At 68.6% G+C, this 4384-nt stretch carries 4 protein-coding genes and 1 pseudogene; all 5 read right to left on the bottom strand.

Translation table 11 applies throughout. From position 1 onward, the window contains the following. Positions 1-658, bottom strand: a 658-nt coding sequence (locus BIS11_RS11815; protein ID WP_253586093.1) for a cobaltochelatase subunit CobN, incomplete at its 3' end; no start/stop codon positions are given. Next, the gene (cobW, locus tag BIS11_RS11820; RefSeq protein WP_253425081.1) at positions 658-1764 is read right to left on the bottom strand and encodes a cobalamin biosynthesis protein CobW; all 1107 of its coding nucleotides are present in this window, start codon (positions 1762-1764) and stop codon (positions 658-660) included. The genes cobW and BIS11_RS11815, both read right to left, overlap by 1 nt. Further along, a complete protein-coding gene (locus BIS11_RS11825; RefSeq protein ID WP_253425078.1) occupies positions 1751-3112 on the bottom strand; it encodes a cobyrinate a,c-diamide synthase in 1362 nt (453 codons plus the stop codon). The genes cobW and BIS11_RS11825 overlap by 14 nt, the downstream gene beginning before the upstream one ends. Next, entirely contained in the window at positions 3112-3705 is a 594-nt protein-coding gene (gene cobO, locus BIS11_RS11830) for a cob(I)yrinic acid a,c-diamide adenosyltransferase (RefSeq protein WP_253425076.1), read from the bottom strand. Before cobO ends, BIS11_RS11825 begins: the two co-directional genes overlap by 1 nt. Then, positions 3702-4384: pseudogene (locus BIS11_RS11835) on the bottom strand (magnesium chelatase); the annotation flags it as partial. The pseudogene BIS11_RS11835 and the gene cobO, both read right to left, overlap by 4 nt.

Consider the following 4384-nt stretch of genomic DNA (forward strand, 5'->3'; position numbering starts at 1 on the left):
CGCCGGTATTGCCGCCCTGAAGGTGGCTTCGATAGAACACCACCAGGCACGCGGGGCCTTTTCGCGCGGCCCGCCAGTCGCGCAGCGTGGCCGCACCGTTTTGCGGGGCGTGGATCAACGCCGGCGGAATCACCCGCGGCTCGCGCCAGGCAGTGTTGGCAAACGCCGGCAGGCAGCGCGCGGCGATGAAGCGCAGAAGCTGCTCGGCGTTGTCCACCCCGCCTTCGCGAAGATAACGCCACACCCGGTAGGCGCCGTCGAATTCGATGCTGGAGGCACAAAGCAGCGCGTCGTCCGGCGCGTCGCAGCCGGGCACGAGGATCAGGTGGCGCGCGGGGTCCGCCGCCGCCCAGGCCCGCAGGCGCTCGACCCCGTACTGCCAGTAGCCCTGGCCGCCGAGCAGCGACACCACGACCAGGCGCGCGTGGTCGAGCACCTTGTGCTCGTAGAGATCGAAGGCCGCGGGCTTGGCCAGGTTCATCCAGTTGGCCAGGCGCAGGCTCGGGTAGGCGTCTCCCAGCCGCTCACGGGCGCTCGCCAGCGCCGAGAGGTTGCTGTCGGCGGCGGAGAGAATCACGACTTCGGCAGGGCTCTGCTGCAGATCGACGATGCCCTCGTCGTCGACGAGGCCTCCGGGCTTGGCGGCGAACAGGTGCATCAGGCTGGCGCGACTTCCGCGTGGGAAAGCGCCTCGCGCAGCGCGTCACGGTCGAGGTGGCGGCCGATGAACACCAGCTGGGTCTGGCGCGGTTCCTCTGCGACCCACAGGCGATCGAAGTAGCCTTCCAGGCGTTTGCCCACCGCCTGCACCACCCGGCGCATGGGCTTGCCGGGCACGGCGGCGAAGCCCTTGGCGCGGTAGAGGTGCTGGGTGTCGAGGATCGTCTGCAGCGCGCTTTCCAGGGCCTTGACGTCCACCTCGCCTAGCGTCACCACGCAGGCGTCGAAGTGGTCGTGGGCGTGATCGTGATGAGCGCCTTCGGCGTGGTGCTTGTCGTGGTGGTTGGCGATCGCGTCGATCCCCTCCTCGCTCGCCGCACCAATGACCATCAGCGCCTCGAGCCGGGCGACGTCGTCGGCCAGGCCGGCATCGACGAACAGCGTCTTCACCGAGGCAGGCACCTTCGCCGCCACGACCGCCTCGACGCGCCGCTTGTCATCAATGCTCAGAAGGTCGGTCTTGCTGACCAGCACCAGGTCCGCCGCGCTCAGCTGGTCGTCGAGAAGCTCCTGCAGGCTCGGGTCGTGGTCAAGGCTCTCATCCAAAAGGCGCTGGGCGGCCACGCGCGCCTCGTCATGGGCGAAGCGCCCGGCGGCCACGGCGGGGCCGTCGATCATGGTGATGATCGCATCCACCGTGCAGTGCCTTCGCACTTCCGGCCAGTTGAAGGCCTGCACCAGGGGCTTGGGCAGCGCCAGCCCGCTGGTCTCGATCAGGATGTGGTCGATGCGCTCGCGCCGGGCGACGAGCTTTTTCATCACCGGCAGAAACTCCTCCTCCACGGTGCAGCAGATGCAGCCGTTGGCGAGCTCGAAAATGCCGTCGTCGTCGCTTGCCGCCTCGCCCTCTTCGCACGCCAGCGCGCAGCTTCGCAGAAGGCTCGAGTCGATGTCCTGCTCGCCGAACTCGTTGACGATCACGGCGATGCGCTTGCCGGTCATCTGGCGCAGGATACCGGCCAGCAGCGTGGTCTTGCCGCTGCCGAGAAACCCGGTGACGACGGTGGCGGGAATCTTGCTGAGCTGTACGTTACCGGGCTGCATGATCAAAAACCTCGCAGGAAGATGCTTTGCAAACCGCCGGGCGCGCGAACAGCGCCGCCACGGCGTCGGGGTTGTCGGGGAAGAAAAGGTGCAGGTAGGTGGCGGTCAGGCGCCGTTCGCGGTAGATCGCCTCCCCCGGCGCCGGGTGGCGCTGGCGGCGGCCAAAACCGATCGGTTCCGGGGTGACCTCGGCCATCGAGCGGTGATGGGCGTGGCCGCGAATCTCGCCTTCCGGCAGCACCGCCGTCTGCATGCCCTGGCAGCCGCGCCGCCCGCGCATTGCACCGTGGCCGGCCAGAAGCCCGAGCATGGCGCGGCACCGATCGTCATGGTCGGTCAGCGTCTCCAGGCTGTAGAGCAGCCCGCCGCACTCGGCGAGAATCGGCTTGCCGGCCTCGAAGAAGGCGCGGATGGCGGCGGTCATCGCGCGGTTGCTCGAAAGCGCCTCACCGTGAAGCTCCGGGTAGCCGCCGGGCAGCCAGAGCGCGTCGCACTCAGGCAAACTGCTATCCGACAGCGGCGAGAAGAACGCAAGCCTCGCGCCCAGCGCCTCGAGCAGATCGAGATTCGCCTGGTAGATGAAGCTGAAGGCGGCGTCGCGCGCCACGCCCACGGTATGCCCGGCAAGCGCCCTTGCAGGTACCAGCGGCGCGTCCTGCGGCGCCGTAAAGCCCACCGGTTCGAGCGCCTCAAGCGCCTCTAGAAACCCGGCGGCGTCCAGCGCGTCGGCGCCGGCCTCGAAGCGCATCTCCAGTTCATTCTTGATTTCATCCGCCTGCACCAGCCCCAGGTGGCGCTCGGGCAGCGTGAGCGCCGGGTCCCGGGGCAGGGTCGCCAGAAGCGGTATGTGCGCGGGAAGCGCGCCCTCGATCAGTTCCCGGTGGCGGGCGGTGGCGCAGCTGTTGGCGATCAAACCGGCGAAGCGGATGTCGGCTCTATGTCCGGCGAGCCCCGCCATCACCGCACCTGCGGTCTGGGCCATGCCCTTGACGTCCATGACTACCGCCAGGGGAATGTCGAACAGCGCGGCAAGATCCGCGCTCGAAGGCTCGCCATCGTGAAGGCCCATCGCGCCTTCGACCAGGATCAGGTCGGCATCGACCGCGGCCTCATAAAAGCGCTGGCGGCAGTAGGCTTCGCCCGCCATCCAGAGATCCAGCGGCTCCACCGGGGCGCCGCTCGCCTGGGCGAGAATCTGCGGGTCCAGGTAGTCCGGGCCGGTCTTGAACACGCGCACCCGCTTGCCCCGGCGCTTCAGGAGCCTGGCAAGCGCGGCGGTCACGGTGGTCTTGCCCTGGCCGGATGCCGGGGCGGCGATGAAGAGCGCCGGGCAAGAAGCGGTGGCCATCAGTACTCGATTCCCTTTTGCGCCTTGACGCCTGCGCGGAAGGCGTGGCGCTCGTCGTTGACGGCGCTGATGGTATCGGCGATCTCCTGAAGCGGGGTGGCCATGGTGCGCCCGGTGATGATCACGTTCTGGTGCGCCGGGCGCTTTTTCAGCGCCTCGACTATTGGTGCCACGTCGAGATAGCCGTACTTGAACATGTAGCTCATCTCGTCGAGCACGATGATGTCGATGGCCGGGTTCTCCAGAAGACCCTTCGCTACCGCCCAGGCGGCCTCGGCGGCTTCGACATCGCGCTCGCGGTCCTGGGTTTCCCAGGTGAAGCCCTGGCCCATGATGTGCCACTCAAGGCGCGGGTGGTCGCGAAAAAACAGGTACTCGCCGGTTTCACGCCGGCCCTTGATGAACTGCACCACCGCGCCTTGTTGGCCGTGGCCGAGCGAACGGGCGAGCGTGCCGAGTGCGGAGCTGCTCTTGCCCTTGCCGTTGCCTTTGAGAAGGATCAGCACGCCGCGCTCCACGGTCGCCTGGCTGATGCGCTCGTCGACGACCGCTTTCTTGCGCTGCATGCGGTTTTGGTGGTGCTCATCGCTCATGGGAACTCCTCGAAGGGCAGAATCTGGTAGTGGGCATGAAGCTCCCGGGCGAGCCGTGGGCCCTGGCCGCGCTTGACGCGGCTCTGTTCGATATCGAGCAGGTGGCACTCGCCAAGCGGCGCCAGGCCCGCAAGCGACTCGCGGGTGCGCCCGTCGGTAATCAGGTAAGTGCGAATATCGAGCGCGGGCTCCCGGCGCTGCCACCGGCGCACCTGGCCGGCCGCCTCGCTCACCATGCGGTACAGCGGCGTACCGCCGCCGGCGCCGGCGGTGTCCAGCACCGCCGCGAGGCTCTTCGGCGCGCGCTGGCGCGAAAGCAGCGGCGTCACTGCATCGTTGCCAAAGCCGTAAACGGCGAGCTGTTCACGGGCGATATACGCCCGATGGGCCAGCGCCTCGACGAAGCCCTTGGCGCGGCCCAGAAGCCGCCCACCGAGCGTCGAGCCGGAGGTGTCCAGCAGCACCAGATGAAGCCGCGCCGCGCCGGTGCGCACCGGGCGAAAGCGAAGCGTTTGCCAGGGCTGCTGGCCGCGGTTGGCGGTGATCGTCGCGAAGACGTCCAGCCTTTGCGCGGGGCTTGGCAGGCGCTTGAGCCGGCCACGCCCCGGCGCGTGGCCCTGGAGTGCGCCGCCGGGCGACGCTTCGCTGGGCGACACCTCGCCGGCACGCGGCGCTCTCC

The sequence above is a fragment of the Halomonas sp. 707D4 genome (assembly GCF_024158685.1).
Taxonomy (GTDB): domain Bacteria; phylum Pseudomonadota; class Gammaproteobacteria; order Pseudomonadales; family Halomonadaceae; genus Vreelandella.